General features: G+C 35.8%; 22 protein-coding genes. 2 read left to right on the top strand and 20 right to left on the bottom strand.

Annotated elements, in window-relative coordinates; genetic code table 11:
• Positions 1 to 3: 3 nt before the first annotated feature.
• From N2Z72_01160 to N2Z72_01135, 6 genes are read right to left on the bottom strand one after another with little or no spacing between them, the layout of a single operon-like run.
• Positions 4 to 501: a periplasmic heavy metal sensor gene (locus tag N2Z72_01160; GenBank protein ID MCX7696285.1), complete on the bottom strand. Its 498-nt coding sequence runs from the start codon at positions 499 to 501 to the stop codon at positions 4 to 6.
• A complete protein-coding gene (locus N2Z72_01155) occupies positions 494 to 880 on the bottom strand; it encodes a hypothetical protein (GenBank protein ID MCX7696284.1) in 387 nt (128 codons plus the stop codon). Before N2Z72_01155 ends, N2Z72_01160 begins: the two co-directional genes overlap by 8 nt.
• Before the next feature lie 13 nt (positions 881 to 893).
• A complete protein-coding gene (locus N2Z72_01150) occupies positions 894 to 1,502 on the bottom strand; it encodes an RNA polymerase sigma factor (GenBank protein MCX7696283.1) in 609 nt (202 codons plus the stop codon).
• Positions 1,503 to 1,528: 26 nt separating this feature from the next.
• Complete coding sequence (locus N2Z72_01145; GenBank protein ID MCX7696282.1) at positions 1,529 to 2,977, bottom strand: phosphotransferase; 1,449 nt, start codon at positions 2,975 to 2,977, stop codon at positions 1,529 to 1,531.
• Positions 2,958 to 3,794: a universal stress protein gene (locus N2Z72_01140; GenBank protein ID MCX7696281.1), complete on the bottom strand. Its 837-nt coding sequence runs from the start codon at positions 3,792 to 3,794 to the stop codon at positions 2,958 to 2,960. Before N2Z72_01140 ends, N2Z72_01145 begins: the two co-directional genes overlap by 20 nt.
• Before the next feature lie 59 nt (positions 3,795 to 3,853).
• A complete protein-coding gene (locus N2Z72_01135; GenBank protein ID MCX7696280.1) occupies positions 3,854 to 4,261 on the bottom strand; it encodes an arsenate reductase ArsC in 408 nt (135 codons plus the stop codon).
• Between the two features lie 53 nt (positions 4,262 to 4,314).
• Between N2Z72_01135 and N2Z72_01130 the strand changes: the two genes are divergently transcribed.
• Positions 4,315 to 5,409, top strand: coding sequence for a glycosyltransferase family 4 protein (locus tag N2Z72_01130; GenBank protein MCX7696279.1), 1,095 nt, complete (start codon positions 4,315 to 4,317; stop codon positions 5,407 to 5,409).
• 354 nt (positions 5,410 to 5,763) lie between these two features.
• On the opposite strand, the gene N2Z72_01125 is transcribed toward N2Z72_01130, so the two are convergent.
• The gene (locus tag N2Z72_01125) at positions 5,764 to 8,295 is read right to left on the bottom strand and encodes an SBBP repeat-containing protein (GenBank protein ID MCX7696278.1); all 2,532 of its coding nucleotides are present in this window, start codon (positions 8,293 to 8,295) and stop codon (positions 5,764 to 5,766) included.
• Between the two features lie 508 nt (positions 8,296 to 8,803).
• Here N2Z72_01125 and N2Z72_01120 point away from each other — a divergent pair.
• Positions 8,804 to 11,572, top strand: a complete 2,769-nt coding sequence (locus N2Z72_01120) for a T9SS type A sorting domain-containing protein (GenBank protein MCX7696277.1) — start codon at positions 8,804 to 8,806, stop codon at positions 11,570 to 11,572.
• 8 nt (positions 11,573 to 11,580) lie between these two features.
• Here N2Z72_01120 and ftsZ read toward each other — a convergent pair whose 3' ends face one another.
• From ftsZ to mraZ, 13 genes are read right to left on the bottom strand one after another with little or no spacing between them, the layout of a single operon-like run.
• Complete coding sequence (gene ftsZ, locus N2Z72_01115; GenBank protein MCX7696276.1) at positions 11,581 to 13,032, bottom strand: cell division protein FtsZ; 1,452 nt, start codon at positions 13,030 to 13,032, stop codon at positions 11,581 to 11,583.
• A 15-nt stretch (positions 13,033 to 13,047) separates the two neighbouring features.
• Positions 13,048 to 14,316, bottom strand: a complete 1,269-nt coding sequence (gene ftsA / locus N2Z72_01110; GenBank protein ID MCX7696275.1) for a cell division protein FtsA — start codon at positions 14,314 to 14,316, stop codon at positions 13,048 to 13,050.
• A gap of 7 nt (positions 14,317 to 14,323) precedes the next feature.
• A complete protein-coding gene (locus N2Z72_01105) occupies positions 14,324 to 15,118 on the bottom strand; it encodes a hypothetical protein (GenBank protein ID MCX7696274.1) in 795 nt (264 codons plus the stop codon).
• A complete protein-coding gene (gene murC, locus N2Z72_01100; GenBank protein ID MCX7696273.1) occupies positions 15,115 to 16,458 on the bottom strand; it encodes a UDP-N-acetylmuramate--L-alanine ligase in 1,344 nt (447 codons plus the stop codon). The genes N2Z72_01105 and murC overlap by 4 nt, the downstream gene beginning before the upstream one ends.
• A complete protein-coding gene (murG, locus tag N2Z72_01095) occupies positions 16,451 to 17,602 on the bottom strand; it encodes an undecaprenyldiphospho-muramoylpentapeptide beta-N-acetylglucosaminyltransferase (GenBank protein ID MCX7696272.1) in 1,152 nt (383 codons plus the stop codon). Before murG ends, murC begins: the two co-directional genes overlap by 8 nt.
• Complete coding sequence (locus N2Z72_01090; protein MCX7696271.1) at positions 17,565 to 18,737, bottom strand: FtsW/RodA/SpoVE family cell cycle protein; 1,173 nt, start codon at positions 18,735 to 18,737, stop codon at positions 17,565 to 17,567. Before N2Z72_01090 ends, murG begins: the two co-directional genes overlap by 38 nt.
• The gene (locus tag N2Z72_01085; GenBank protein MCX7696270.1) at positions 18,734 to 19,279 is read right to left on the bottom strand and encodes a hypothetical protein; all 546 of its coding nucleotides are present in this window, start codon (positions 19,277 to 19,279) and stop codon (positions 18,734 to 18,736) included. Before N2Z72_01085 ends, N2Z72_01090 begins: the two co-directional genes overlap by 4 nt.
• A gap of 2 nt (positions 19,280 to 19,281) precedes the next feature.
• Positions 19,282 to 20,535 carry a phospho-N-acetylmuramoyl-pentapeptide-transferase gene (gene mraY / locus N2Z72_01080; GenBank protein MCX7696269.1) on the bottom strand — a complete coding sequence of 418 codons (1,254 nt, stop codon included), beginning with the start codon at positions 20,533 to 20,535 and terminating at the stop codon, positions 19,282 to 19,284.
• 2 nt (positions 20,536 to 20,537) lie between these two features.
• The gene (locus tag N2Z72_01075) at positions 20,538 to 21,986 is read right to left on the bottom strand and encodes a UDP-N-acetylmuramoyl-L-alanyl-D-glutamate--2,6-diaminopimelate ligase (protein ID MCX7696268.1); all 1,449 of its coding nucleotides are present in this window, start codon (positions 21,984 to 21,986) and stop codon (positions 20,538 to 20,540) included.
• Between the two features lies 1 nt (position 21,987).
• Entirely contained in the window at positions 21,988 to 24,132 is a 2,145-nt protein-coding gene (locus tag N2Z72_01070; protein MCX7696267.1) for a transpeptidase family protein, read from the bottom strand.
• A 2-nt stretch (positions 24,133 to 24,134) separates the two neighbouring features.
• Positions 24,135 to 24,530: an FtsL-like putative cell division protein gene (locus N2Z72_01065; GenBank protein MCX7696266.1), complete on the bottom strand. Its 396-nt coding sequence runs from the start codon at positions 24,528 to 24,530 to the stop codon at positions 24,135 to 24,137.
• Positions 24,527 to 25,444 (bottom strand): 16S rRNA (cytosine(1402)-N(4))-methyltransferase RsmH, encoded by a 918-nt coding sequence (gene rsmH, locus N2Z72_01060; protein MCX7696265.1) that lies wholly within the window; start codon positions 25,442 to 25,444, stop codon positions 24,527 to 24,529. The genes N2Z72_01065 and rsmH overlap by 4 nt, the downstream gene beginning before the upstream one ends.
• Positions 25,441 to 25,914 carry a division/cell wall cluster transcriptional repressor MraZ gene (gene mraZ / locus N2Z72_01055; protein MCX7696264.1) on the bottom strand — a complete coding sequence of 158 codons (474 nt, stop codon included), beginning with the start codon at positions 25,912 to 25,914 and terminating at the stop codon, positions 25,441 to 25,443. Before mraZ ends, rsmH begins: the two co-directional genes overlap by 4 nt.
• Between the last annotated feature and the right edge of the window lie 228 nt (positions 25,915 to 26,142).

Here is a 26,142-nt window from a genome sequence, read left to right as displayed (position 1 = left end):
GATTTAGAATTTTCGACCATGGTAATGTAATCCGCATCCTTTACCAGGTTTTAATGCCCACCGATTTCGGAAATGGTCAAAAAATATTTTTTGTTGTTCGGGGGTTAGAATTTTTTTCACTTGAAGGGCATGATTGATAAAAGCAAACTGAAGTTTATATTCAAAAAGATTGATCTTTTGTACTAGTCTATGGACAGTTGAACTGTCGGGTTGTTTTTTCTCGAGTTCATCTAGTAAAATGAGCCGATAATGGTAAAGTGAATCATGTAGAATTTCGACTTCTTGCCAGTGAATACTTCTTAATTTTTCAAAAGTTGAGATCTGTTCGGAGGTCAACTGCAATTTTTCGTACAGCATATTCTTTTTGAAAGGTGAGTGAGTGCAACACTGTTTACGATACCAAAAATCCCAGTCTGGCCTTATCAGAAAAAAAGTAATGATGGCAGTCAGAAGTATGGTCACAAGGATACTTAAAATCCAAATGATGACATTTTTATTCATGATGGGCAGTATTTGCATGATACGATTCAATTAACAAAACATCGGTAAATTGATATGTCTTTTCAGATAAATCGTTGTTTGAGTTTACAAAATAATATTGCAATAAAAGTCCGAAAAAGAGACCCAATAATATGGATGCTGCAATACTAACGATTTTCATGATACGAGTTTTTATTTTGTTTTTTTCTAATTGGTATAAAATTTCATGTTTTAAGTCTACTGGGGGAAAGAGCTCAAGCTGGGAAGGGTGATCTGTAAAATAATAAAAGCTAGCGAAGGATGAGCAGACTTGGCAGGTAGAAAGATGTTCTTTAACCTTTTGAGGTAACTCATTGGGTGAATTTTGCTTGAGGATTTGTTGAATTTCATCACAACTCATGAAGTGCATTTTATTATTTTGATTCATTTGATTGAATTTTCTTGCTTTTCTTTTGAATTTCTTCGATATAGGGCATAAGTTTTTTCTTTAAGTTTTGTTTAGCTCTGAAAATCAGTGATTCAATGCTCGAGAAAGATTTGTTCATGATATGAGCAATTTCCTGATAGGAAAAACCTTCATAGTGGTGAAGTAGAAAAGCAGTGCGCTGAGGAATAGGTATACTGTCCAATGCATGCCAGAGTAAGTCTCTTATTTCTTTTTGTTCTATTCTGAATTCGGAAGCATATTCTTGGGGGGAAATCAAAGATATTCCCATGTTTTTTTCTGTTTCTTCTGTGGTTACTTCATATTCTTCAGCAAGGACAGAGATGTTCAAACGTTTATGCTTTTTGAGTACATTCAGGGCATGATTGTAAGTTATCCGATAAATCCAGGTAGACATCTCTGCTTCACCACGGAAGTCATCCAGATGAGCGTAAGATTTCAGAAAAACATCCTGGGTTACATCTTTTGCTTCTTCAACGTTTCGTAAAATGGAATACGCCAAATTGAACACCTTTTGTTGGTGAGTTTCTATGAGGCGTGTAAAAGCATCATCTTTTAGAAGGAATTTCGTTGCCAAGTTTTTTTGTTTTTGACAAGCCAATGTTAAAAATCTTGCTGCGATGATAGTTCAACATGATGTAATTTAATCTGAATTTTGTCCTGAAACGAGTCTTTTAGTTTTTTAGCCATAACGGAAGCACAATACACACTACGATGTTTGCCACCGGTGCAGCCAAAGCCGGCACTAAGATAAGTAAACCCCCTCGAGAGGTAGTTTGAAACAGCATGACTTAACATATCATATGCGTAATGGATAAAATCGGTTACTTCAGGTATTTGCTGGAGGTATTCGATAACAGGTTCATCAGCACCAGTATATTTTTCAAGTTCGGGTATTTGCCCAGGGTTAGGCAGGGAACGGCAATCAAAAACAAAGCCCCCTCCGTGTTCAGGGTGGGGTAAAGGATAACCCTTCTTGAGTGAAAAACTGAAAATTTTCACTTGCAATTTATCAGGCTTTTCAGACTTTTCAGAATATGAATGCACATATTTATCAATAATTTCCTGAAAAACATTTTGTAGGGAGGGAAAGTTCTTTTTGAGAAAGGGTGTTTCAATAAAATGAGTAAGGTTCTGAGCTGCAAACTGAATGGATTCAATAAAATGGATTTTTCTTTCATATAAACCACGGAATCCATAGGCACCAAAGGCTTGCATAATACGTGTAAGTGCAACGTATGGAAAATAGTGGAAAAAATCTTTTTTTGATAATAGTCCTTTACTTTCAAGTTTTTTAGCATAGAGTTCACAAAGTTCTTGCCTCTGATATTCAGTCAAATTGAGCTTTGCATCGTATAACAGAGAAGCTACATCGTACAAAAGGTTACCGCGTCGACCTCCTTGGTAATCAATGTAATAGAACTGATCTTCATGAAGCATGATATTTCTGCTTTGAAAATCACGATACATAAAATAATGACGCGGAAGTTTGTTTATTTCTCTGATCCAGGAAGAAAATTCTTTTTCTAATTCATATTCATCAAAGGTTATATGAGCAAGCTTTAAAAATAGATATTTAAAATAGTTTAAATCCCACCTGATACTTTGTTCGTCGAATTCAGCTATGGGATATGCATACTCATAAGGTATATCAGGACAAGTCTGAAAACAAAAAAGATCACTTAATGCTTGCCATATAAGATCTTTAATGGCATTTTGGTCCAAATTATTCTGTCGAATCCACTGAAAAAGTGTGGTGTCGCCAAGATCAGATTGAAAGTAGATTTTTTCATCTTTGGAGACATGCAAGATATTGGGTACGGGCAATGAAAATTTCCTGAAAGTCAAGGTGAAATGAATAAAGGCTCGGTTTTCTTTGATATCGTCGTTATGACAAGCAATGAAGCTTGTTCCATCTGTAAGACTAATTCTGTAATATCTTCGCTGCGATCCTGAAAATGGTAATAAAAAGATCTGAAAATGATCAGTATTAATGAATCGTTTTATTTCTTCGAACAATTGATTGATTGGATCAGAATATAGATTTATCATGAGGATGTACGCTCAGAACTGGTATGGGGCTTGTGTTAACCACCTGTTGAGCAGATTCACCAAGCATTATAAGAGTCTGCTGATTGTATTGTTCGGTACTGATAGATAAAAAATCGCATTTTTCTTCTTCGATAACGCGAAGGATATCGGCGGTCAAATTTGTCACAATTAGCTCTCGGATACTATAACTTAAATTTGTTTTTTCGATGTCTTTGATGACACTTTCGGCTGTGGTGTTGACTCTTTTTTTCAATGTTGAAAGATTGGTCGTAAACAGTTTTAGAAGAACGATGTGGGAATTAAATTTTTGTGCAAGAGGTAAAACGATGGGCACTTTAAGAGTTGTATCAGGAGTTCTATCGATGGGAAGTAAAATTCTTTGGACGATTGAGTCGTTGAAGGTAAAAGTTTGACGAATAGTAATGACGGGGCATGGAGCGGTAGAAACGATCCGATTGGCGTTGCTCCCTATCCAGAGTTCTTCGAAACCACTAATACCATGAGTGCCAACCACTATTAGAGAAGCATTTTGTAATCTGGCCTGAACAGCTATTTCTTCATAAACTTTACCAGTTCGGACCTTATATTTAATGTGATCCCCTATCATTGGTCTATAGTAAGACATTAGTTCCTCAAAGCGAGAATGAATCTCGTCACGATAAGATGAGTCTTCACGGTATATGCTTTGAGGGTTATGTGGTTTATCAACATAAAGCATAGTTATCCCTGTACCAATTTTTTCAGCAATGTACACAGCATATTTTAGAGCATTCAACGAACCATCAGAAAAATCAACTCCTACAATGATATCTGCCATAGGTTATTTGTTTAAAAGCAAAAATACAATTTTTTTGTATGCTAGTTTAAGAATAGTTTTCATTCAAACCTGAATTCTTTAAATGTTTTTATAATGTCATCTCTTACACTTCTATAGATATGGAGAATTTCTTCATGTGATCCTGTAGCTTCGGCAGGATCTGGAAAACCAATATGTAAACGTTTACGAATTTTACCTTGAATTACGGGACATTTTTCTTTAGCACTATCGCATACGGTGATGACATAGTCAAAACTCTCGTGGATGAATTTTTCAACTGATTTAGGAAATTGGTGTGAGATGTCGATACCAATCTCTTTCATAACTTCGACGGCGTAAGGATTAACTTCTTTCTCGGGATTCGTGCCAGCAGACAAAACGTCCACATGGGGGTGGAATAAGCGAATAATGGCTTCAGCCATCTGACTTCGACAACTGTTACCCGTGCATACTATGAGAACTTTCATTTTTTGGTCTGAAATTATAAAAACTTTTATTTTTGATTGACTATTGGTGCAGAATGAGTAAAAAAGTACTTTTTATCACCACTCATCGCTTGAACAGGGCTCCTAATCAACGGTTTCGTTTTGAACAATATCTATCTTACCTCCAATCCAATGGTTTTGAATGGACGATTTCGAATCTTTTAAATGAAAATGATGATAGAATTTTTTATTCAAAAGGCAGGTTTTTATCAAAGCTATGGATTCTGATCAAGGCTTTTTGTAAAAGATGGCGTGATATACGACGCATTAAGAATCGAGAATATGATTTAATCTTTATCAGTCGTGAAGCTTTTTTCATCGGACCTCCTTTTTTTGAAAGGCTCATTGCACGTTTTGGAGTACCCTACGTTTATGATTTTGACGACGCCGTTTGGTTGGAAAATGTTTCAGACAGCAATCGAATCTTTAAGCGATTGAAATATTTTTCTAAAGTAGGCGAAATTATTCAAAAAGCAAAGCTTGTTCTAGCAGGTAATGAATATTTAGCAAATTATGCTCGACAGTTTAATTCTCAGACCAGAGTTGTTCCAACCACCATTGATACTTCATATCACATTCCGAAAGTAGAGACAAAAGAAAAAAAAACAATAACCATTGGTTGGACTGGTAGTTCAACTACGTTACCGTATTTACAAGAATTAGATTCTGTTTTATGTGACCTATGGCTCTTGTATGGTAACAGGATCGAGATCGTTGTTATTGGAGCGACTGATTTTAAACTTGACGGCTGTCAAGTCCGAGCATTACCATGGAGAAAGGAAACTGAAATTATAGATCTCCATCAGTTGGATATTGGAATTATGCCTTTACCAGATAATGAATGGACTCGTGGTAAATGTGGTCTAAAACTATTGCAATATATGGCTCTTGGCTTGCCTGTAGTGGCTTCTCCTGTCGGAGTTAATACGGACATAGTAGATCATGGGAAAAACGGTTTTTTTGCTTCTACTCCAGAAGAATGGAAAAAATATTTATCTATATTAATTGAAGATCCGATCCTTAGGCGACGTTTCGGTCAAGAAGGTAGAAAAAAAATTGAACAATTCTACTCTGTTGAAGCTTGGAAAGACACCTATCTTGAAGTTTTTCGTTTGTGTACGAGAAAATAAACAACGAGAAAGTTAAATAAGAGATACATTATCTCATTCTACTTTTTATGTTTCACTCAAATGATGTAATATTTCCCTTAGAAGAAAAGATTTTTTCAGGAACGTAATGAAGAAGATCCATATAAACCCCCATTGAATATTTTCTCTTTTTAAAGTAGTGTCGCAAGACAGTATCATCGTAAATGTTTTTAATGAGAAATTCTTAGAGAGTTCGGTCAAGCTTTTCCAGTGGTTTGGATCTTTTTCAATTGGGGGGATTATTTCTTGGATTACGAGTACGATTCCATCATGAAGTTTTCTTTAAAATGGACATTCACGATTCTCCCAGAACATTGTAAGGAAATAAAGAAATATTTATTTATCGCTCAATACGATAAGAGGAAGTGTACGATGTTTTGAAGTACTTTGTAAAACGACAAAGTAATTACCTGCTGGGATATGATCTAGATAAAGTTTGAATTCATTCATGCCTTCGGAAGCATGAACAGTTTTCTCGAAAATACTAATTCCGTTGATAGAATATAATTTAATGTTAACTTTAGTTTCTGCTAAAACATTGAAAACAAGAGAGAGATCACTTTTTGATGGAACAGGACATGGAAATAGAAAGCATGTCTGAAAATCATCTTTAGAGCAAGTTACATCGTTCTGTTTGTTGAGATAAAATGGTATGGATAAGAAGTAATTACCATTGTAATCGATTTGCTTAAGGCGATAGATAAATATATTTTCATTGCTGTTTAGAAGATCTTTATCAAAAAAATGATATGTTCGGATTTCGCGAGAATTTCCAGAACCTTGTACGAATCCAATTTCAGTAAATTTGCCATCGATCATTCTTTCAATAAAAAAACCTTGATTGTTGTTTTCCGTTGCAGTGACCCATTCGATTACGCCAGTTTGATTATCCCAGTATGCATGTATATTAAGATAAACCACGGGTAATAAATCTATAGTTGTATATTTGATAACGAAAACATCACCATTCCCACTGTATAAGGAATGAAAGCTGTTCTCAGGTAAACTAAAATCTTCTGAATACGTAAAACCTGTAACGTAAATTTCGTTGTTGTTATCGATAGCAAGAGCATGACACCATTCATCATCCGAGCCACCTATAAATGTAGAGTAAATTATTAAAGATCCAGATGAATTAATCATGGACAAAAATGCATCACAATATCCTCCACCAAATATGAGTTGAATCGTGTCTCCGAGTGTTGGAAAGTCGGTTGAAGATGTCATGCCCGTGATAACAATATTCTTTGATTTGTCGAGAGCAATATCCTGTGCACATTCAAATCCATTTCCTCCTAGAAGTGTTGAAAAGATAAGGAAGTTGCCTTCAGGATTAAGTTTTAGTATGAATGCATCCCCATTGCCATCATATGTGGGCTGGATTGTGCTTGATGTTGTCGGAAAATCGACGGAGTAGGTGTAACCCACTACATATGCATTTCCTTCCTCATCTGTAGCAATTTTTTTTGCATAATCATCGTTTTCAGATCCAACATAAGTAGAGTAAATTAACTGTGATCCTGTTGGATCTATTTTTGTTATGAACCCATCCATCATTCCACCATAAGAAGTTTGAAAAGTATTGGTTGTGATATCAAAATCATGCGAAAAAGTGATACCGGTGATATATATAAAACGATTATTATCTATAGCTATGCCGTTTGGAATATCATCAGCACATCCTCCAAGCAGAGTAGAAAAATCCATTTTCATTTCATGAGCGCTGAACCTAATGACAAATACATCCGATCCACCGTCGTTTGTTTGTTGAAAAGCATTTTCAGTAATGGGAAAATTATCTGAAAAGGTAAAACCTGTAACGTATACATTATATTTGTTGTCGATGGCAAGGTCTGTTGCAATATCATTACCTGTTCCACCCGTAAAAGTCGAATAAATTAAGGAATTTCCAAGCATATTTAATTTGACCATAAAGAGATTAATGTTGCCCGTAAGGTTGTTTTGAAAAGCATGAGATGTAGAAGGAAAATCTTCTGAAGAAGTTTCTCCTACTATAAAAATATTATGGTCTGCATCGACACAAAGTCCATATGCACTTTCGCATTTACTTCCACCAATGTAAGTACTAAAGATCATTTCAGTTCCAGTAGAATTAAATTTGGTAACAAAAGCATTAGCATCATCTTGAGAATTTATTTGAAATACACCAGGTGTAATATCGTAATTTGGAGAACAAGTTTGACCTGTAATGTAAACGTTTTTCATCTCATCAACGGCAATGTCATAACTTTCGTCGTAACCACTTCCACCAACATAGGCAGAAAAAATAACTGGATCTATGATTAAAGTCCTAGTTTTATCATATGGACCTGTTTTAATAAAAAATAAATTATTTTCTTTAACAAATTTTGATGAGATGGTTTCTTCTTCTTGGTAAGATCTTAAATCATTGATTGAACATTCTCCGAGGATGGTTGAAAATGTAATTTGATTATTTACAAAGACCAATTTATCATGACCTTCTAGTGTAAAACAAATCTGATCTAGGTTGGCCCCGGCATGGACTATAAAATCAAAACGCAAAAAACCGCGATCAAAATAATATCGAATGTCAATACCTTGGTATATCTCTTTCATGACGATTTCTCTGTATAGTGCAATCTGGCTTTTGTGTTTTTGTGGATCATTTCCAAGAAAATAATTATGATAACTTTGAAGTTTGAGTTTCCCTGTATGGTGAATTTCTGAGTTTTGGTGAAGGAATTTCAAGATAACCCTTTGCCCTTTAAGATGACCTTCTCCTGATGGTTTTTGAAAAGAAAGTGAATTTTTTCTTATTATGGCCTGGTTGTTTCGAGCTTCTATAAACGTTAGAACCATTCCATCCTTGGTTATCCAAACATCCATTTCTTTTGTCCGGCATAGATAAAGGACGTTTTCATCCCATTGCCCCTTATTCTCAATAAAGTAAGGCTCTTTTAATGAAAATTTTTTCAGGAAATTTTTTTCGATTCCATTCAAAGGAAGTATTACGAAAATTAAGAATATTATGGATATCTTCATAAACTTCGTTTGAATAGAATAAAATTAGATATTGATCGTCGCAACAGTAACAGTGAAATTAGATAATTTTATTTGATGATTTTATCTAATTTTTCACGGGAAAAATCTACATTCTAATTTGAAGATATATAAAGCTAACTAAGGGTTTTCTCATAGGTTAATGTTTGAGAAAATAATGTGTTTTATGGTAGGAAAATGACTGATAATTTTACCGAAGAACAATCGATCATTTTATAAATGTCCTGGATTAATTTATAATGAGTCATTTTTTTGTTAAAAATAGCATGGTAGAAAAAAATTCATGTGTAACAAAGTCATATCATAATTCGAGATAGTTGTAATTTTAAAAAAAATGAAAAAAACAACATTATTTTTCCTGTTTGTTGTTGTGTGGCTTGGTCTGAAAGCTCAAGTTTGCCTGAATGGTCAACTCGATAATACTGATGAGATGCGCGAAATTAGAACCATACAGATACCTACGAAGGATGGAATTTTGTTGTCAACAGATATCTATTTGCCCATATTGCAAGATTGTGTTTTGGTACCTGTAGATATAAATGGACAGAGCTACATGATCGAGCTGATTGCAAGAGGAACCCAGTACGTTGTTTATGATACGGTAACTGAAATTTCATCTTTTCAGCTTCCTGTCATTTTAAGTCGAACGCCATATGATAAATCTTCCGACAAGGTGATGGGAAGCATTTTTTCCATCTTTGGCTATGCTTTTATTTATCAAGATATGCGAGGAAGGTATGCAAGTGAGGGTATGTATTTTCCTATGTATAGCGATGGATGGGAGAAATATTCTTACCATCCTCAGCTAACTTTACCCATGGATCCATATCCAATTTCTGATCCATCCAATACCTTGCATCATACTGATGGTCGTGATGTGTTGTTTTACATTCGAGATAGCCTTAAAAGAGAATATGATATAAACAACGATGGTCTTAAAGAATCTTTTCTAATCAGCAATGGGAAGATCGGAATGTTTGGTGCATCGGCTTTGGGTAATTCACAGTTTCAGGCGGCTGCATCTATTCCATTTACTCAACAAAACCCATTATCTTGTCTGATGCCCCTTGTTGCAACGGGTGAACATTTTAATACGACTTTGTTTAATAATGGAGTGTTTAGATATTCTTTAGTGGATGGTTGGCTTCGTGGTCAATTGTCGGTCCTAGATGAAAGCATGAATGATCTTGATACTTCTTATAGTAATACTATTCATACACCAAAGGATTATGGTTATCAGAATTTCCAAGAATTAACTGACAGTTTGCTTTCTTTTATGTTGGAGAAAAAAAACGGATTTATGTTTTCAGGATCATATCCAACAAGTTTTCTCGCAAAAGACTTGGATATTTCAAAGGCACCAATTAATAATAATGGAGAAAGTGACTCTTCTGGTACTATTAGTCGTTATTATAATATGAATGTACCTGTTTACCACCTGACAGGATGGTGGGATATTTTTATAGATGGGCAAATAGAAACGTTTAACCGTATAAGGGCTACTTATCCTCATTTAAAGCATGTTCTTGTTATTGGTCCATGGGCTCATCAGACCATTACTACTAGAAAAACTGGTGATATTACCTATCCTGAAAACGTAACTTATTTGCTCAAAGTAAGTTTCGATGAATTTGAGCAAGGACAACTGCCATTGGATCGGATTTATAGTTCTGAGCTTTTGGGGTGGTTTCGCACACACTTGGGGGGTGAACCTTATTTCTTTATTCCAGCATCGACTCGATGGCAAGATCTTGGAGGTATCCTGATCAGAATACCATCAAGAAATTATTATACGCCGTATTATCGCTTTTTGAATTTTCTTGGAGGTAAGGAAGCTTTGCCGAATATTCCTTGTGAATTGAAGTTAGGAAGTAATATCATTGAGACATATGTTCCTATAAATCAGCTTGAAAATCCTATTTTTCAGTTCGATCATTCTATTGTTCCGTTCAATCCTACACGTTTTGATTCATTACCTCCAGTGCGTTTATATATTACGGGACCAGATAATGATCCATATAATCAAAAAGTCGGAAATTATTGGGTTGGAGTTGATTCCTTTCCTTTAAAGCAGGGTGTTAGTTTTATGTATTTATATTTACATGGTAATCGATATATATCGACATTACCTCCTTTCGCAGAGGAGGGTGTGTTGAGTTATAATAGCAATCCTCATGATCCTGTAATTACCGTAGGTGGAAATAACATGATTCCAGAAGTGCCAGGAGGCGGAAAAAAATCTCAAGGCTCCATCAATCTAGCAAATCCACAATATGCTCCTTATACCATGAATCGAAACGATGTTCTAGCTTTTGAAACATCTCCATTGCTTGATACCTTGGTGGTCGTAGGTTTTCCTGAGGCTGCAGTCTATGTTAAAGGTTATCATGGAGTTTCATCCTATATTAATTTCGATGTCATGATGCGAATTATTGATGTTTATCCAGATGGTAGAGAGATGTTTGTTACAGAAGGAACTGTTAACGTTAGAGCAAGGGATTATGCTCAGGCAATAGTAGATCATGGTGATCCGGATCAAGCAGTTTTTTCCAATGCCCTGCAAGATACTTATTATTACTTAAAATTTAGACTTCTCCCGATGGGACATATTTTTGGGAGAAATCACAAAATCAAAATATTGCTCAGTAGCAGTAATTATCCTAGATATCAGTCCAATCCACACATTCCCCTTAATTCGGGAGAATTTTTTCTTTGGAAACCTGGTGATACATCAGGTTATGTGTTTCAAGGAATACGTTACCACGCTTTGCCAGCACAAATAACATATCGATTTTCACCTGATTACCCATCCTACATCCGTTTGCCTATAGTGAATAATTTTACCACCATCTTGTCTCAGCGAAACGATCAAAGTCTTAGGCGTGTTCAGGTATACCCTAATCCTGTTAAAGATAAGTTATTTGTCATAGCTGAACAATCTGAAGTCGAACTTCAGTCAATTGATGGAAAATTGATTTATCGAAGTTTTTCAGAGGATAAAGTTGAGCTTTCTCTGGCAGGCCTGAGTAAAGGTGTCTATGTTTTGAAAATAAAAAAATTACCCACCTCCGCCATAGAAGTTTTTAAAATTATTAAAAACTAAAGAATTACCTAGTCGACGTTGTTGTGTAGGAAAGAATTATTTTCTTTGAGAGTTATGTTCTTGTTTTCGTCTATGTTTAGAGTGAAACTACTTATGGATACCATATCCGAAGGTATTTCTTTGTTAAGAGTGATACCTTTTCTCAGATATGCAGGAACATCTTCAAGCTCAGATATGTTTATATTTTTAAGAAGTGGTGAATTGAAATTTTTCAATCTTTTTTCTATGGTTTTTTCCTTGAGTAGTTTTTCTTCCTCTTTGGTTTGATTCTGAATTGGAGTATTAGATAATGGAGCAGGGGGTAAGGTAACATCGATTGAGGTTTTGTTGGAGGTATGTGAGGTTGAATTTAGATTTTCACTTTCTGAATGAGTCGATTGTTGATTTTTAGTGGTTATGACAAATGGTTCTTGTTCAGTTTGCTCTAAATTATTCCTTTCGTTAAGAGATATAATTTGAGAAGATGCAGAGGAATACAGCTGTTCATGTTGAAATTGGGTAGCTATGATGGTTACTGATAGAGCTTTGCCAAGAGAGGAGTCATAACCGTTACCCCAAATGATGTCGGCAATATTGCCTGTTGCGTACTGAATATAGTCTGTAATGTCTTTAATTTCGTCCATGGTAAGCTCTTCTTCACTGGTCGAGATATAGAGAAGAATCTTTTGAGCTCCTTGTAAATCGATGTCGTCCAGAAGTGGTGAGTGAATTGCAGCTTCTACAGCTTTTTGAGCTCTATTTTGGCCTTCTGCGATACCGGTTCCCATAATAGCCATGCCACTTCCTTTCATGACGGTTTTAACATCTTCAAAGTCCACGTTAACGTAGCCTGGTACGGTAATAATTTCTGCTATGCCTTTGGCAGCTATAGTGAGAATATTATCGGCATTTGCAAAGGCTTCTGAAAACTTAAGATTACCAAAATGATCTCTAATTTTATCGTTGCTGATGATAATTAACGAGTCGCAATGTTTTTTCAGTTCTTCAATGCCTTCTTCGGCGTGTTTTTTTCTTAGTTTGCCTTCAAACGAAAATGGACGAGTTACGATCCCAACCGTAAGTATTCCCATTTCTTGTGCAAGTTTTGCAATAACAGGAGCAGCGCCTGTGCCGGTTCCACCACCCATACCTGCAGCAATAAAAAGCATTTGCGTGTTTCGTTCGAGCACGGCCCGAATTTCGTCCAAGTTTTCCATGGCTGCTTCGCGACCTTTCATGGGGTCATTTCCTGCTCCCCTACCACGTGTGAGTTTTTTGCCAATTTGGATTTTAATGGGTACAGGGCTAATACTTAAAGCTTGATTATCAGTATTTACCACGACAAATTCAACTCCATAGATTCCTTGTTTGAACATGTGATTAACGGCATTACTACCACCTCCTCCCACGCCCATTACTTTAATAATGGGGTTGGTTGCATCTTCATCTACAATCTGAATATTCGTCAACATATTTTCCATATTTTTCATTTTTAATTATTCAATGTCATCTTCAAAAAATTTTGAACTTTTTTGAATGAGTTTTCTGAAAAATCCTTTTACTTCACGACCGCCTTGATTGGGAGTGTTCTCATTGACGGAAACATTTTCTTCCATATAAACTTCATGCAGGATAAGTCCTATGGATGTAGAATACATGGGCTGATGTAGCTCTTTAGATACGGAATTACCCAAATGTTCGGTAGGGTAACCTATGCGAGTTTCCATTCCGGTAACGAATTGACACAATTGAGCAATATTTTTCAACTGAGATCCACCTCCTGTTAAAACAATACCTGCGATGAGTTTCCTATGAAAACCAGCATTTTTGATTTCGTTATATATAAATTCTAGAATTTCTTCAGTTCTTGCATGAATTATTAGTGAAAGGTTTTTCATGGATATTTCTTTAGGAGATCTTCCTTTTAATCCAGGTATGGAAATGTAGACATCATCTTTTACTTCGTCTGGAAGTGCATTTCCGAATTTTATTTTAAGTGCTTCAGCGTGATTTCGCAAAATAGAAAGTCCCACCTTGATATCTTCAGTGATAATATCACCACCGAAGGGAATCACTGCAGAATGGACGAGAATACCATCTACAAATATGGCTAGATCTGTAGTGCCTCCACCAATGTCGATCAATGCAACACCAGCTTCTTTCTCTTCTTCACTCAAGACTGCATAACTGCTAGCCAATGGTTCTAGAATCAGATCGTTGATGTGAAGTCCGGCTTTATTGACAGATTTCTGAATGTTAGCAATGGCAGACATGGAACCAGTAATGATATGAAATTTTACGTCCATCGATGAACCGATCATACCTACTGGATCTTTGATATCATGTTCGCCGTTTACTATATATTCTTCAGGAATGACATGAATAATTTCTTCACCCGGATTGAGGTTGAGTCTATACATGTTTTTAATCAGATCATTGATTTCTTGTTGTGAAATTTCTTCTTCTGGATTATTCCTTATGACACTTTGAATCTGATGTAAACTACGAATATGTTGGCCAGCTATACCAACATTGACTTGATGGATTTCTGTTCTGCTTTGTCGTTCTGCTATCTCAACTGCTGTCCTAATAGCTTCAACGGTCTTATCAATGTTGTGTATGACTCCTCTCTTTACTCCGGGCGATTCTACGACGGCATGCCCTAATACGTTGAGCTTTTTGAAATCATTTAATTGACCAACTATGACAGCGATTTTGGTTGTTCCGATATCAAGCCCTACTAAAAAATCATTTTTATTTTTCATATGACTATTATTTTCTAATTCCAACGACTTGGTTTATATATTGAAAATGAAAACTTGCATATTTCTCTATGTCAATTTGGGGAATACCATATTTGAAAAAGTAGCGAATGTTGGTAAACTTTGTTTTCAGATCATCGATATCCCCTAACATCAAAGGTTGTTGGGTTATAAAAGTGATGAGTTCAAATTGATTCGGACTTTTGATGTACACTTGTGAAATGAGTTCACGCATGAGAGTGTCATTTTCGATATGATATGTAAGCGTGTATAATTTAGATAAAACACTAAGTTTTTGCAAGCTGTCGTAAGGAATATGATCGATCAAACTTAATTTTAGACCAGGAATGTAAGATGGTATGTTTTTACCATTAACAACAAGTGTTTTAAAGACAGGTTTGTCGGGACTAGGTAATACGTAACCTTCATCGTCTAGAAAATAAAATCTTCCCTGACTATCGAATAGCCTTGCTATTGGATTTCTAATGCCTAGTTCGATGTATAATGTTTGGTTTTTAAGGTAAATTTTAATGTTTTTAAACCATGGATGTTTACTTAATGTTGACAATAAATCCATGGTATTGATTTCTTTAATTTTTCTCGTAAGTAGATTGCCGTGTTTCTGGGTGAGAATGCTAAGAATGTCTTCCTCCTGATACGTGATTTTTTGAGAAGGATTTTGAATACTGACGTGAATGTTTTGAATATATTCATTGGAGTAGGTTTGATTAACAAACCACATGAGCCATCCTGATAAAATAGCAAGAATGAGAGCTATCATTAAAAATAGTTTTTTCTTCCTCATTTTTCAATGATTTTTTTTACAATATCAGGGATGAGCAAATCCACATTGCCAGCTCCTATAGTAAGCAAAATTCCTGAGATATTTCTTGCTTCTTGAGGGATAGAACCGTAAGGGACATAGCGTTTAAGTGGGTTTTTCATAAGAGAAAGCAAAAATTCATGGTCGATACCGGGTATTGGTTTTTCTCGTGCTGGGTAAATATCTGTGATAAGAGGTTCGTCAATCAAATCTAGTACGGCAGCAAAATCTTGTGCCAGATCTCTCGTTCTGGAGTAGAGATGAGGTTGAAAAATACCTTTTATATATTTTCTAGGATATGATGTACGAATAGCTTCGATCAATGATTTGATTTCTGTTGGATGGTGTGCGTAGTCGTCGATGTAAACTACATGTTCGGTTTCTATAATTATATCGAAACGTCGCTTGATACCCGGAAATGTTTCTATACCATTTTTGATTTGTGAAGCAGAAAGCCCAATTTTTGATAACATAATAGTAGCTGCAAGGGCATTTTTTATTTGGTAGGTGCCAGGAAATGGTAATTGAATGCTTTTTATAAAAGGTTGTTCATTCATGTAGACGTCAAATTCTGTTTTACCATTATTTATGGAGATGTTTCTAGCTTGAACATGTCCTTGTTCTATGCCATATGTGCAAAATGATCGAGATACGTCTAGCTTGTTTAAGCGTACATCATGTGAGATACATACTTCCCCTTGCGGATGAGTTTTGTTAATGAATGTAGAAAAAGCTGAAAAAAGTTTTTCTTCATTTTCGTAAACATCTAAGTGATCTGCTTCAATGGCATTGATGATAGCATGGCGTGGGGATAATTTAAGGAAAGAACGATCATACTCATCAGCTTCAACGACAGCCCATTGTGGCATTTTGTCGTAGAACAGGTTGGTGTCATATTTTTTGACTATACCTCCGATGAAACTAAGTTGGGGTATGCGAACTTGTTTTAATGTATGTGCTATGAGGGCAGAAACGGTTGTTTTTCCGTGAGTACCAGCTACTGCAATAACTGGTATATCGGCTACAAGCTGGCCAATGAAGTCAATACGTTTTAAAATGGGAATTTGTAATTTTTTTATTGTAGTCCACTCTTCAAAATCGTCAGGAATAGCAGGAGTAAAGATGACCACGTCAATATTTTGAGGGATGGATTCTGGATCTGGTTCATAGTGTATTTTTGCACCCATTTGCTGAAGTTTTTCAGTCAAAGGGGTGCATGCAGCGTCGAAGCCATAAACCTCATGTCCCTCAAGCAGCAAAAATTCAGCAATAGCACTCATACCTATACCGCCAATTCCAAGTAAGTAATACGTTTTACTCATGCTTACTTATTTTTTTTAGTTCAGCGATTTCCATGATGAGATGTGCAATTTTATTTGTTGCATCGGGATTGGCCATTTTTTTAAGTTCGCTTGCAAGTCTTTGCCTCAGTTCAGCATTGTTGAGAAGTTCTTCAATGGTTGGTAATAGTTTGTTATTTATTTCGCTATCATGGAGAAGAATGATAGCATTTCGTTGATAGAGTTTACGTGCATTTTTAGTTTGGTGATCATTGGTAACGTGAGGGGAAGGAATTACAATCGAAGGTTTCCCCACCACTTGCAGTTCAGCTAATGTTAAGGCGCCAGCTCTAGCAATGATAATATCTGCTGCTGCATAGGCTCGTGGCATATCTTCGATGAACTCTTCTACGATACATCCTTTCAATTCACGAGAAATGACGAAATTTCTAGCACTCACATAATAATGTTTACCAGTTTGCCATATAACCTGAATATTCTTTCTATTGAGTTCGCAAAGAATCTGTAACATGGCATGATTGATACTTCTTGAACCTAAAGTACCACCAAGAACGAGAAGAACTGGTAATTCATGATTAAGTCCAAGTTGACGAATGGCTTCTTCTCTGGAGTATACGTTATTGATGATATCTTCCCTAACTGGATTTCCTGTATGTATGATTTTGCTTGCATCGAAATATTTATCCATCCCATCAAAACCGGTGAAAATAAAGTTGGCTTTATGTGCAAGAAGCCTGTTTGTTAAACCAGGTATGGCATTTTGCTCTTGAATAACAACTGGTATATTAAAACAGATAGCTTTTTTGAGTACAGGCCCTGTGATGTAGCCACCAAAACCCACCACAATATCAGGTTTATATTCTTTAAGAATTTTTTTCATTTCTCTCAAGCTCTGAAAAGTTTGTCGGAGAACTTTAAAGTTGTGTAAGGATAGATTTCTTTTTAGACCGCTTCGAAGGCTTAAACCCACAATTGGAAAACCATGATGGGGAACGATTTCCATCTCTTTTCGTTCTTTAGAGCCAACAAAAAGTATCTCTGTTTCAGGAAAATGATTTTTGATATACTTAGCAACGGCAAGAGCTGGGAAAATATGTCCACCAGTGCCTCCTGCAGAAAAAAGAAGCTTAGTTTTGCGATGATGGGATTTCATAATGTTCTTCATTTTGTTGTTCTTGTTGATTTTGTTGACTAATGTTAAGGATAATTCCAAGAGAAAGACAGGTGAACCAAATAGACGTTCCACCCATACTGACAAGGGGTAAAGGTTGTCCAGTCACAGGGAAAATTCCTACCGAGACTCCCATGTTAATCATAGCTTGAAGGAACAACATGAAACCTATACCCAATGACATATAAATTCCAAAACGTCCTTCATTTTTTCTAGCAATTACGATAGTTCTGTATAGCAAAATAAGATAAAGAACAAGAATAATCATAGGTCCCCAAATGCCATATTCTTCTGCAATGAATGCGTAGATGAAGTCAGAAAAAGGATTAGGAAGAAAGCTTTTCTGAGAAGAATTACCAGGCATTTTTCCAAACATGCCCCCAGAGGCAATAGCTATTTTAGCCTGTAAGGACTGGTAGTTTTTCTCAAGGTCATCTTTGTACTTAACGAACGATTCAATTCTGCTTTTCCAAGTTTCTACACGACCTTTATTAGGCAAAGCATATAGAATAAGGATAGCTATTAAAAGAGTTGCAAGAAGCAGACCTGACGTATAAAAAAAGTTTTTGAGCGGTATGGTAGATGTGAAAATAACTAACATACACACTACAAGGATGAGAGCAGCTGTGGAAAAATTACTAGGCAAAATGAGCAATGAAACAACAACGACAGGAAGAATAAACTTTTTTAAGAAAAATTGATAATTTGTAATCTGATTTTCATACACAGCAAGATTTTTTGCAAGATATACGATGAGTGAAAATTTGGCTACATCTGAAGCTTGAAAACTGATATTTATTCCAGGAATGGTAAGCCATCGTAAGGCTTCATTATAAGAAGTACCTCTAAAAATTGTTATAACAAGAAGGACGATGGAGGTATAAAATAGCAGGTTGCTTATGCGTGAGAAAAAACTATAAGGAATGTTGTGAACAACATACATAATAATAAAGCCACTGAGAAGAATGAGGACATGTTTTATTACAAAATATTCAGTATTACCACCTTTGTATTTGAAAGCTAAAGTTCCGGTAGAACTATAAACAGCTAAAATAGAAATAAGGGATAACAAGATACTGATTATCCACAAAACACGGTCACCTTTCAAAAAGCCAGGCCATCCTCTCATAGTTCAAGTACAATTTTCTTAAATAAAGTACCTCTTTCCTTGTAATTTTTAAATAAATCGAAACTTGGGCAAGCAGGAGAAAGCAATACTATTTCTCCAGGTGAAGCCAACTTATAAGCCAACAAGACTGCTTCTTTCATTTCAGAGGTTTCATAAGTAGTTATTGAGATATCCTTAATTGCATCTTTCAGAAGATGATTGTTTTTTCCGAGCAAAATGATGGTCTTTACCTTTTTTCTAATGGGTTGAACAAGGATGTCGTAGTTTTGCCGAATATTGACACCACCAGCAATCCAGATGATACCAGGTGGTAAAGATTCCAGGGCATACCATGTAGCATGTACATTGGTAGCCAGGCTATCATTGATGTAGGATACATTTTTAATTTTTACCACATATTCTATTCGATGTTCTGTAAATGAAAGAGGAGAGAAATTAAGTTTTAAAAATTCCTTTCTGCTGTGTTCGAGAATTTCGTTAATAATGCTAGCCAAACTATGTGCTGAATTTTGATGTGACCATGTTTTTGACGGGATGTTCATGTTTATCGAAGTTTTAATGTAACAATGGTTAAAATGCCTAAAATGATGGAAACAATCACAAACCGATTAACAATTTTTACTTCGTGAAACCCTTTTTTCTGATAGTGATGATGAAGAGGTGTCATTAGAAAAACACGATGTGAAGATGCATAATCGTATCCATAACGTTTTTTTCGATACTTAAAAACAGACACTTGAATCATAACCGAGAGAGATTCGATAAGGAAAATGCCACAAAGGATAGGAATAAGCAGCTCTTTACGAATCAGTACTGCGAACGTTGCTATAATACCACCTATAGTTAAACTTCCCGTATCTCCCATAAAGACTTGAGCTGGATAGGAGTTGTACCAAAGGAAACCAATAAGAGCACCCACAAATGCTGCAATAAAGATGGTCAGTTCGCCAGATCCTGGAATGTACATAATGTTAAGATAATTAGCCATAATGAAATTACCCGATACCCAAGCAAAAAGCCCTAAAACTAATCCTATTACTGAAGAGGTACCTGCTGCCAGCCCATCGAGACCATCAGTCAGATTAGCACCATTTGACACGGCAACAATGATAAACGTAACTATTATGGCAAATACCAACCACTCAAAGTATTTCTGAAATTTTCCCATCCACGAGGTAAGGACACCATAGTTGAACTCATTGTTTTTCAAAAAAGGAATGGTTGTTTTCAAAGATCTGCTTTCTTCTTTGTAGAAATCCGAAGCTTCCTTTAGGCATTTTTTCTGATATTGAATGGCAATTTCCTGACTGCTATATTTTTCTCGAATAACAATTTGAGGATGAAAGTACATCATTAGGCCTACGAATAATCCAATAGCGATTTGGCCAAATATTTTAAAAAGAGGTTTGAGTCCTTTTTTATTTTTTCTAAATATTTTGATATAGTCATCTATAAAGCCAATCATGCCTAACCATACTGTGGCAACTGTCATAATAATCACATAAATATTATCGAGTTTTGAAAACAATAAGGTGGGAACAATGGTGGAAATGATAATGATAATACCACCCATGGTAGGAGTATTCCTTTTTTGTTCCTCTCCATTTAACCCTAGGTTTCTTATTTCTTCGCCAATCTGATGCTTTTTGAGCCATTTAATAATTCTTTTTCCTATGAGTAATGCAATAAGTAAGGAGGTAATGGCAGACATAGCAGCTCTGAACGAGATGTACTGAAATACGCCAGTACCAGGTATATCGTAAGTTTTGTCAAGAAATTCGAAAACATAATAAAACATACCTATGTTCTTTTGCTTAAATTTTCTGCTATAATTTCATAATCGTTGAAAGGATACTTTATTCCTTGGATTTCCTGGTAAGGCTCGTGACCTTTTCCGACGATCAGAATTACATCGTTGGGTTTTGCCATTCGGCAAGCAAATTCTATAGCTTGTCTCCGGTCAATCATCTGGAAAATTTTTTTTCTATTGTCTGAACTGACACCTTCAAACATGTCTTGGATAATTCTTTCAGGATTTTCAAAACGAGGATTATCGCTAGTTAAGATAACTTTGTCGGCGTAGCTAGCCATGATTTCTCCCATGATGGGTCGTTTCGTTTTGTCTCTGTTTCCGCCAGCTCCTCCAACCACCCATAGTTCTCCAGAAATGTTCAATTCTTTGATCGTTGTAAGTAGTTTTTCTAATGCATCAGGTGTGTGGGCGTAATCCACAATAGCATAAACACCGTCCGCAGATTTTTGAACTTCAAACCTCCCTTTAGGCGCTTGAATTTGACTGAGAGAAATCAGAATGTCGTTTTCATCTAATCCAAGAAGAGTTCCCACTCCATATGTGGCCAGTATGTTATAAGCATTATATTTTCCAGGTACTTGAACCCATACTTGTTTTCCTTGGATGGAGAGTAAACTTCCTTCCATACTTTTTTCAAGGATTTCTGCTTTGAAGTCTGCAAACGAATTGATACCGTAGGAGAATTTCTTTGCTTTAGTGTTTTGAGTGATGATTAAACCATTTCGATCGTCGGAGTTATAAAGAGCAAAAGCATCTGGAGGAAGATTATCAAAAAAACTTTGCTTTGCTCGCAGATAATTGGCAAAAGTTCCATGATAATCCAGATGATCGTGCGTTATATTGGTAAATACACCGCCAGCAAAGTATATGCCTTGGATTCGTTTCTGATGAGCAGCATGTGAGCTTACTTCCATAAATACAAAACGACAATCATTTTTAACCATTTCATGTAATAAAGCTTGCAGCACGTATGCATCGGGTGTTGTATGTGATGCAGGTAAATATTTTATTCCATCGAAATAATGGATGGTAGAAATAAGTCCAGATCGGTATCCCATATTTTGCATCAATTGGTATAAAAAAGTTACCGTTGAAGTTTTACCGTTTGTTCCTGTTACACCTACGACTTTCATGGATTTCGATGGGTGGTCAAAATATCTTGCACACACTTCTCCGTAATAAAAGGCAGGATCATCTACTTGGACGAAAATAGCTTGAGATCTTTCTTCAGGTAAATGTTTGCAAACGATCACTTGAGCTCCTTTTTCAATAGCTTGTGAGATAAATTGATGTCCGTCAACATTACTTCCGGGTATGGCAAAAAAGATATCTCCAGGTTGTACGTTTCTACTGTCTGAAGTAATATGATGAACTGTGAGATTCTCTTCAGGAATCTTGACGGGTAAATCTTTAAAGAGTTCTTTGAGTGTTTTCATGTCATTTAAGTTTTAAAGTGACTTTCATGTTTTTGTAAACTGTTGTTCCTGCGAAAGGAAATTGTTCCACCACTTCGCCTTTACCTTCTATCACAGGGGTACAGTTGAGTTTTTCAAGTACATCTATAGCATCCTGTGCTTTTAAACCAATGAGAGATGGAAGAATTTTTTTACGAATGGATTGAGTGGGAAGTATGGTTTCGAGAGTTTTAGAATTTACGTTTACGTAATCGTAAATATCTTGAGGAATAGGATAGGAAATTTGCCATCCTAACATAGAAAAAAGATGACTGAGTTTTTTGTAGGATGTAATGGCGCTCACTTTCGGCATTGAAGTGACGGTTGTTTTTTTCACCATAAGCTGATTCATGTATGTGTAGATCTTGTCAGCAATTTCGAGAAAAACGGGGGCTGCAACCGTTCCTCCATAATATTCTCCGGCAGATGGACGATTTACTACGACAATACAAGAATAAATTGGAGTGTCAGCAGGGAAATATCCTACAAAACTTGCATAATACTCAGCACTACCAGCTTCTTTGTACTTTCCACCTCTTGAAATTTGAGCTGTAGCAGTTTTACCGGCAATTTTAAACGTGGCTTTTTTTAGTACCTGAGCAGTTCCTTGTTCGACTACCCCTTCCATAAAACTCCTTAGTATTTCAACTGTGGCAGGTTTGCAAAGGGGTGATTTTAGTATCACAGGTTGAAATTTTTTAATGGTATCTTCGCGCGAGAGAAAAGCTTTTACGAATCGTGGTTTTACCATTACACCATCGTTGGCTATGGCATTGTAAAATGTGAGCAGATGTATGGGGCTTAATTTCACTCCATATCCAATAGAAAGCCATGGAAGACTTATGAGGTTGGACCATCCACTTTTACCCGGTTCGACCATATAAGGTTTTGCTTCGCCCAAGATTTCAAGATTCAGCGGGGAAAGCAAATCATATTTTTTAGCTATTTTCTCGACGAATTCAGAGGGATTTTTTCCATAAGCTTTCATTATAGCCATGGCAATTCCTACGTTGGAAGAAAGCTCAAAAGCTTGTTTGATGGTAATATTTCCATATCCACCTTCGTGAGCATCTTTTAGAATTGAAACGATGTTTCCCTTTTTATCACGAAATACAATTTGCCCATTTCCAGTTGGAAGAATATCTTCTGGCTTAATTTTTTGATCATCAAGAGCTACCATCAGGGATATGAGTTTAAATGTAGATCCAGGTTCATAGCCCTCACCAATAGCATAGTTATATGTTTCTGCATATGAGCTGTCGGGCATTCTAGTAAGATTAACTATGGCTTTGATTTCCCCGGTTTTAACTTCCATGACTACTGCACAACCGTGATGAGCTTTTTGTTTTTTTAAATGATTGTATAAAGCGTTATGTGTTATTTCCTGTAAATTAATATCGATGGTCGTCAGGATATCTTTTCCGTCAATGGGTTTGATTTCGGTATTTTCCGAAAGGGGCAACCATGTATTTGGAGCAACTCGTTTAATGAGTCTCTTGCCCTCAATTCCTCGAAGTACTTCATCAAAGGCACCTTCCAAGCCGACATAATATTTATCGATCTTATATCCAATAGTTCTTTTAGCAAGTTCTCCAAACATAAGCTCGCGGGAACTCTTGTTTTCAACGATAAAACCTCCTTTAAACTTGCCTTTGTTAAAAATGGGGAAACGACTTAGGCGCCTCATCTCGTAAAAAGAAACATTGTCGGCCAGTTTGTAGTATCGATTACCTTTTTTTTTCTGTACTGATAAATCTTGAAAAAGTTTTTTGCTATCGTATCTTTTTTTGAAAAACTTTGCGAGGCTGTCGCACAAGATGGAAATACTATCTTTCCATAATGAAGAATCGATGGCTTTAAAATCTATGTAAATGTCGTAGCGAGGAGAAGAAGTAGCAAGCAAAGTTCCATCGGAGGCATATATATTTCCTCTCATAGCTGGCACGGTTTCTTCTCGAACTGTGAAAAACAATTTACTTTTCTCAATGTATGTATGTTTTTCGAAAAATTTGATCTTGATGAGCGAATAAAAAATCAAGAGAGATAATACAACTCCCCCTAGCCATACCAAAAAGGCTTTACTAAAAATAGTTTGTTGATCATTCCGAGGAGTTGCTTTTTCTTTCATGGTTATTTTTTTTGCAAACTCGTGTCAGGTACGAAAATTTTAAAAGGAAGTTGATCAGTTGGCTTAAGATCGTAAGCTTGAGCAGATTTAAGTGCCTGACCATATTTAGTATAACTGATTAAAAGAGTTTTAGCAGCAATGTTTTCACTTTTTAATAGCAAAATTTGACGCTTGCGGTTTTCTAACTCGAGTCTTTTTTTATCACCTTTATATGAATTGTATATGTATATAACAAAAAGCAAAGTTATGAATAGAATGAAAGGTAAATTTTTTCGAATGGATTCGGATTCGAGAAAACGTCCACTAACAAAATATTTGATATTTCGTCTTAAGGGAGGGTGTTCTTTTTCTTTTTGGTTCTTAGGATAACTGCTAAAAAAGTTTTTAATTTTTTTCATATCTTTTCAGCTGCTCGTAATTTTGCACTTCTACTTCTGGGATTTAATTGCATTTCACTTTCGGATGGCCTAATGGGTTTTTTCGTAAGTATTTTCCATGTAGCTTGATTCTTCTTTCCATAGAGATAATATTCAGTATCCATAGTTTGAAGAGTTGTTTCTGTTTCTAAAAAAAATTTTTTTACCATCCTATCTTCAATAGAATGATAGCTGATGATGACCAACCTACCACCTTTTTTGAGCCATGTTTTACTTTGTTCCAATAAAGATTGAAGTTCTTCAAGCTCTTGATTGACTTCTATCCTTATGGCTTGAAAAACTTTCGATAAGAAGGAATATGACTTGGGAGGCATCACGGGTTTTAATATCTCCACCAATTCAAGGGTTGTGCGAATAGGTTTTACCGTGCGAGCATTAACAATAAGTTCTGCTACCTGATTAGCATTAGATAGTTCGCCGTAATTTCTGAAGATATCGGTAAGTTTTTGATAGCTGTAAGTATTAATAACATCATAGGCGCTGAATTTACTTCGTGGATTCATTCGCATGTCCAGAGGACCATCTTTTAAGTATGAAAATCCTCTTAGGGGTGAATCTACTTGGTGACTTGAGATGCCTAAGTCGGCTAGCAATCCGTCAATTTCGTTTGTGTCTGTATAAAGTAGAAAGTGTTGAATAAAAGAAAAAGTTGAATGAAATAAAAACAAATTCTGTGGAAGTTCATTTGAAAATTGGTCAATCACTTCTGCATCTCTGTCGAATGCAATAACTTTTCCTTTTGGGGACAAATGTTTGTAAATTTCAAAGGCATGGCCACCTGTTCCGAAGGTTGCATCGACGTAAATACCATCAGGATCGATGGCAAGATAGTCAAGAACTTGGGTCAGCAAGACAGGTTGATGTTTGATCATCATGATTCTATGTTTTGGATGTTGCCCATTACTTCTTCGCTTAGTGATCCAAAATCAGAGCTTTTTTGGTAAAGGAAGTTTTCATATTCGTCTTTATTCCAGATTTCAATTCTGTCCAAACTACTAGCCAATACAATGTCTCGATTCAAGTGGGCATATTGAATCAGATCGCGAGGAATAAGCAGACGACCATTGTCGTCCAGTATAACCTGACGAGATCCAGCCAAAAATAGACGAATAAAATCATTGTTTTTCTTAACAAAACGATTGAGTTTTGAAAGTAATTGCATTTCCTTTTCCCAAGTAAGCATCAGATAAAGTTCAAGACATGGATAAAAAATACTACGTTTAATGATAAAACCTTGAGCAATATGCTGTTCTAGCTGCTTTTTCAAAGCAGCAGGAAAACTGAAACGACCCTTTTCGTCCAGTCTTGCTTCGTGTACTCCAATAATTAAAATATTGTTGTTCATTTTCGACTGTAAAGTAAATAAATTTTTTTACAAATTATCCACTTTTTGCCACAATGTTAAAAACTTTTTTTAAAAAAAATATCTTTTTTTTATAAATCACTGATTTTCAGGTAATTTTAGAGTGGCAAAAAGTGGTAAATAATGCCACTAAATTACTATCATTGCTCAGATCTTGCAATTAGTTTCAAGAAGTTACTTTAATTAAATTGTGGTTTAATTGTGTAATTT

It is taken from the genome of Bacteroidales bacterium (genome assembly GCA_026418905.1).
Taxonomy (GTDB): Bacteria; Bacteroidota; Bacteroidia; order Bacteroidales; family DTU049; genus JAOAAK01.
The sequence above is the reverse complement of the archived record's forward strand: the minus strand, read 5'-3'. Positions and strand labels throughout refer to the sequence as shown.